Source organism: Arthrobacter sp. GQ119, assembly GCF_059759125.1.
Genome location: NZ_JCAXEA010000045.1, coordinates 1 through 5,516, shown reverse-complemented (window position 1 = coordinate 5,516; position 5,516 = coordinate 1). Strand labels below are relative to the sequence as shown.

Below are 5,516 nucleotides of genomic sequence, written 5' to 3'. Positions count from 1 at the left end.
GTTCCTCCTCAGAACGGCACATATTAAGTGCGTAAAACTGGTGCAGTAAAGTTTTGCGATGGTGTGCGGCAGATGCCGCCTATGGAGCGGCGGCAGCGATCAGGCCAGGCTGGTCCTTCGGCTTCGTCGCCGAAGCTGCTATGGTGCGCCGCCATTTGGTAAAGAGCTTCGGCTGGTTCATTCCCAGGACCGCCACCGGCTCGTCTCCGCGGTAGTACACGGCGAGGAAGCTGTGTTCCTCGGGATCCCCTGCCTCAACCTCAAGGCGGTCATAGCCGGCGGAGTGCCCCGCGAACTGAATCTTGACGCCGTGCTGGTCTGACCAGAAGTAGGGCGGCTTCAACGGCTGTTCCAGGGCAGCGCCGTCCAAGAGGGCCTGAACAGCCAGGGCTGCGCGCTCGAGCGCACCAGTCCAGTGCTCAATCCGCCGGTGGCCCCCGTAGGCCTTATCGAACCAAGCCGCGCAGTCACCGACGGCGACGATCCCCGGAATATTGGTGCGTCCCATGGCGTCGCACAGCACGCCCGAGCCGAGCTCCACCCCGGACCCGTCCAGCCACTCGGTGTTCGGCTCAGCGCCAATCCCGACGACGATGACGTCCGTCGCCAGGTGACGGCCGTCAGCCAGCGTAAGGCCGGTAACAACGCCTTCACCCGTGTGAAACTCTTCAACCACGGCACCGGAAATGAGATCAACGCCGTTGGCCAGGTGCAGCTTGGCGACGAGATCCCCCATGTCCTGCCCGAGCTGCGCCGTAAACGGAACCGGCGCGTTGTTGATCATGGTCACCTCCATTCCCCGAGAGGCAGCGGCGGACGCAACTTCAGCACCGACAAAACCAGCACCGATAACGGTCATGCGCCCGCCCGGCACCAGGCGTGGTGTCAATCCCTGGGCATCGGCGATGGTCCGAAGGTAGAAAACATTCTCAAGCCCGTCCAGGGCAGGCAGCTTCCGGGCGCGCGCGCCGGTGGCTATCACGATGCCGTCGGCGCTGACGGAGGTTCCGTCGTGCAGCCGGACGGTCCGAGAAGCTGCATCCAGGCCAACCGCCCCTCCTCCCAGAAGCCACTCCGCGTGCAACCCGTCATCGTCCGTTTCCAGGAAAAGGTCTTCGGAGGTGATGGTACCGAGCAGGAAATCTTTGGATAGCGGTGGCCTGTCATAGGGACGGTGATGCTCATCGCCAATCATGATCAGCCGTCCAGCGAAGCCTTGGGCGCGAGCGGCCCTGGCGGCAGAAAGGCCAGCCAGCGAGGCTCCAACGATCGCAAGCGTCTGCATAATCCTCCACATCATTAATTGCTAATTACGCAACATCACGCACTATACGCAACAGCGTGAGGCATGCCACACCAGCCTGTCAACCTGCCCGGACACGGGCCCGGGGAGGTGCGTAACGGCATAAAAAGTGCTTGACATCGCGTGTGACGGAGCGCACTCTGTTGCATAAGGCGAATACTGTTGATTCCTGCGGAACACCCCCCTCAGCAGCAACACTGATCGCAAAATCTCAACCGGCCACATCGGTACCCATACACGAAATACAAATTGTCGACGGCAGCATCATGGTCATCGAATCGGGCGAGGCCCCCAACCTTCCGCCCGGTCTACGCCGGAAGGCCATGTATAAATCGCAAGCCCATGACTCGCCGAGCAAAGGACCCGCTCATGGCTATTAATAGTGACCTAAAGCCATCAACACCTGAAGAGTTACCAGCCGGGAATGGCTTGGCAGAGACTCCTCCTAGCGAAGAACCCGAAAGTAGGGGGAACTTCAAAGAAGTAATCACTGTCTCCCAGGAAGAAGGCACCACCCCCGCAGTTCTCGTTCCGGAGGAAGGAGGCGCAGCGACCTTGCCGGACGCAGAAGAGTACGAGCAGATTCTGGAAGAGCTGCGCCATGCAAAGACCGAGCAGGCCGTGACGGAAACGCCGGAACACCAAGCTCAGCCTCGACAAAATTACCTTCGGGATCACGGGCGCCATCGCCGTCGCCTTTGTGGTCTGGGGCTTCGTTGGACGCGACAGCCTGTCCGACACCTCCAAGGGTGCCTTGAACTGGGTCATGGAGTACACCGGCTGGCTGTTTATGGTCCTGGCTTCGCTCTTCGTGATCTTTGTCCTGTGGCTGGCACTGGGCAAGTTCGGCAACATCCCGCTGGGCAAGGACGGCGAAAAGCCCGAATTCCGGACCGTCTCTTGGGTGGCCATGATGTTCGCCGCCGGCATGGGCATTGGCCTCATGTTCTATGGCGTCGCAGAACCGCTCTATCACTTCGTTTCGCCGCCGCCCGGAACCGTGGACGGCCGCACCCCGGATGCCATCCAGACCGCGATGGCAACCTCCCTCTTCCACTGGACCCTGCACCCCTGGGCCATGTACGCCGTCGTGGGAATCGCCATGGCCTACGGCACCTACCGGCTGGGCCGCAAGCAACTCATCTCCGCGGCCTTCACTTCGCTCTTCGGCATCAGGATGGTTGAAGGACCTGTAGGCAAGTTCATCAACATCCTCGCCATCTTCGCCACCCTCTTCGGCACCGCAGCATCCCTGGGCCTCGGCACCCTGCAGATCGGCAGCGGCATGACCTCCAACGGCTGGTTCGGCGAAATCGGTACTCCCGTGCTCGTGGTGATCGTCGCCATCCTGACCTCCTGTTTCGTGGCGTCCGCCGTCTCCGGCATCAGCCGCGGCATCCAATGGCTCTCCAACATCAACATGGTCCTGGCCGTCATCCTGGCACTCATCGTCTTCGTCGCCGGCCCCACGCTGTTCATCCTGAACCTGATTCCTTCCGCGGTCGGCGACTACGCCCGCGACCTTGCAGAAATGTCGTCCCGCACCGAAGCCGTCGGAGACGAAGCCCTTCGCACCTGGCTGACCGGCTGGACCATCTTCTACTGGGCCTGGTGGATCTCCTGGACACCCTTCGTGGGCATGTTCATCGCCCGCATCAGCCGCGGCCGCACCATCCGCCAGTTCGTCACCGGCGTACTGCTGGTCCCCAGCATCGTCAGCGTCATCTGGTTCTGCATCTTCGGCGGAAGCGCCTTCCACGTCCAGCAGGAAGCAGACAAGGCCAACACCCCCGGCCTGGTCACCATGGTCGAGGGGACACCGACCGTCAACTTCGACGGCGCCCTCTTCGACCTGGTCAAGAACCTGGACATGCCTGGCTGGCTCACTGTTGCCGTCATCGTCCTGGCCATGGTCCTGGTCGCGATCTTCTTCATCACGGGCGCCGACGCGGCCTCCATCGTGATGGGATCGCTCAGCTCCAACGGCGCCGAGCACCCCCGCCGAGGAGTGGTCATCTTCTGGGGCAGCCTTACCGGCGCCGTGGCGGCGGTCATGCTGCTGGCCGGTGGCGACGAACCTTCGGAAGCCCTGTCCGGCCTGCAACGGATCACCATCGTGGCAGCCCTGCCATTCGTCATAGTCATGCTGCTGCTCTGTTTCGCGCTCGCCAAGGACCTGCGCCGCGATCCCCTCTCCTTGCGCCGGCGCCTGGCAACATCCGTCATGGAACGGGCCATCCGGACCGGCGTGGAACAGCACGGCGGCGTCCAATTCGACCTCGTCACCAAGCACCAATGTGACGACCGGTGTTCCGACGGAACGCCCGGCTCCAAAGACCAGACCACCTAGTCTGCTTCTTACCGGTCCCACAGGCTCAGCAGGAAAGGCTGCAGCTTCCGTGCCGCCGCTGTCATGCGGCGGCACGGAACTGATGGATGCCGGCGACGCCTTCCAATCAGGAAACAAGCAAGCGTCATTACAACGCGCGCTTCACGCATGAAGCGAAGAAATGGTTTGAGTGCATGACTGTTCAGCTAGGAATTCCGCGGCTCCCCAGCAAAAGCGGCGGCGGGCTGCCGATGCCTCCGAGCCGGCCTTCGGGGGTTCCCGCCGGCCTGCTGGACCGGTTCGGGCGCCAGGCCACGGACCTTCGGTTATCCGTGACCGACAAGTGCAATCTTCGGTGCTCGTACTGCATGCCCGCACAGGGCTTGGATTGGCTCTCCAAACAATCCCTCATGACCCCGGACGAGATCGTGCGGGTCGTGGGTATCAGTGTCGAGAGACTCGCCATCCGCGAACTCCGTCTTACCGGCGGCGAGCCCTTGGTGCGCCCTGACCTGGTGAACATCATCCGGGCCCTGCGCCAGCAGCACCCCGATCTGCCCATGTCCATGACCACTAACGGCGTCGGCCTGGACAAGAAGGCCCAGGCGCTCAAGGACGCCGGGCTGACCCGGATCAATATCTCACTCGATTCCCTTCACGAAGAGACGTTCGAGCTACTGACGAGGCGCCCGTTCCTTCACAAGGTATTGGCGGGAGTGGAAGCGGCAAGGACTGCAGGATTGGGACCGGTCAAAATCAACGCGGTACTGATGCGGGGTATCAACGACGCTGAAGCGTCCGGACTTTTGGCGTGGGCACTCCGCTACGGTTACGAGCTCCGCTTCATTGAGCAGATGCCGCTTGATGCGGACCATGGCTGGACGCGGCGCGACATGGTCACCGCCGCCGAAATCCGTGAATTGCTCTCCCAGGATTTCGTCCTCACCCCGGATCTCCGGGAGCGGGCGGGAGCCCCGGCAGAACGGTTCCAGATCAGGAAGCGAAACGCGGTAACAGGCGGGTCCCATGGTCCAGTCCTGGGTACCGTCGGCATCATCGCTTCCGTCACCGAACCCTTCTGCGGTGACTGCAGGCGCACGCGCATCACGGCGGAAGGCAAGCTCATGAGCTGCCTGTTCTCCCGGGAGGAATTTGACCTTCTGGGCCTGATGCGCTCGGGGGCAGATGACGCAGAACTGGCACGGCTCTGGCAGGATGCGATGTGGATTAAGCCGCGGGCACACGGAACGGAACACATCGGCCTGGATTCCGCAGACTTCAAGCAGTCGGGCCGCAGCATGAGCACTATCGGAGGCTGAACAAACATTGTTGGTACGACTTTGCCGCTGCATATTCCGCCGCCGGCGTAGAAGAAGAACACCATGACCTGGCAGACGGCGTGACGCTCAACGAACTCCTGACTGCCGTCCTTTCGATTGACCGTCCGGATCCGCCGGCGGGAACGCCTCCACTGGCCCGGATCATTGACCGGAGCAGCTTTCTTCGCAACGAAGTCGCTGTACGGCACCGAGGCCTGAGCCTTGGCAGGGAGGACGTCATCGATATCCTGCCGCCTTTTGCCGGCGGCTGAGCCTCCTTGGCCGCGACCGCATCCGCCAGCCGAGGAGGGCCGCCTACTCGTTGACACTCTTCCGGCGACGCAACTAGTATCGTCATATATCAGTTAAATATCAGCGGAATATCAGACGCTGCCCTGTCGAACGCCGGGGCTGTGGCCTGCTCCGCACCCCTGGATCGCTTGAGGCCTGGAGCCGATGCCCGAGGGATCCGGCAGTGGTGATCCGCTACAAAGCAGACAGCCCGCCCGGCAAAAGTCCGGAAGGCATGGCCACTCCAGCAGTCAGAGTGACTCGCAGTCAGAGT

Annotated in this window: 3 protein-coding genes and 1 pseudogene; 3 read left to right on the top strand and 1 reads right to left on the bottom strand. The window is 62.2% G+C overall.

Translation table 11 applies throughout. From position 1 onward, the window contains the following. Positions 1 to 79 precede the first annotated feature (79 nt). Complete coding sequence (locus tag AC6CH3_RS23125; protein WP_498134659.1) at positions 80 to 1,285, bottom strand: NAD(P)/FAD-dependent oxidoreductase; 1,206 nt, start codon at positions 1,283 to 1,285, stop codon at positions 80 to 82. Positions 1,286 to 1,645: 360 nt separating this feature from the next. Here AC6CH3_RS23125 and AC6CH3_RS23120 point away from each other — a divergent pair. The 3 genes and pseudogenes from AC6CH3_RS23120 (at position 1,646) to AC6CH3_RS23110 (ending at position 5,223) form a co-directional block, all read left to right on the top strand. Beyond that, positions 1,646 to 3,653: pseudogene (locus AC6CH3_RS23120) on the top strand (BCCT family transporter). Between the two features lie 173 nt (positions 3,654 to 3,826). After that, a complete protein-coding gene (gene moaA / locus AC6CH3_RS23115) occupies positions 3,827 to 4,951 on the top strand; it encodes a GTP 3',8-cyclase MoaA (protein ID WP_498134658.1) in 1,125 nt (374 codons plus the stop codon). After that, positions 4,948 to 5,223, top strand: a complete 276-nt coding sequence (locus AC6CH3_RS23110; protein ID WP_498134660.1) for a MoaD/ThiS family protein — start codon at positions 4,948 to 4,950, stop codon at positions 5,221 to 5,223. Before moaA ends, AC6CH3_RS23110 begins: the two co-directional genes overlap by 4 nt. The last annotated feature ends 293 nt before the right edge of the window (positions 5,224 to 5,516 follow it).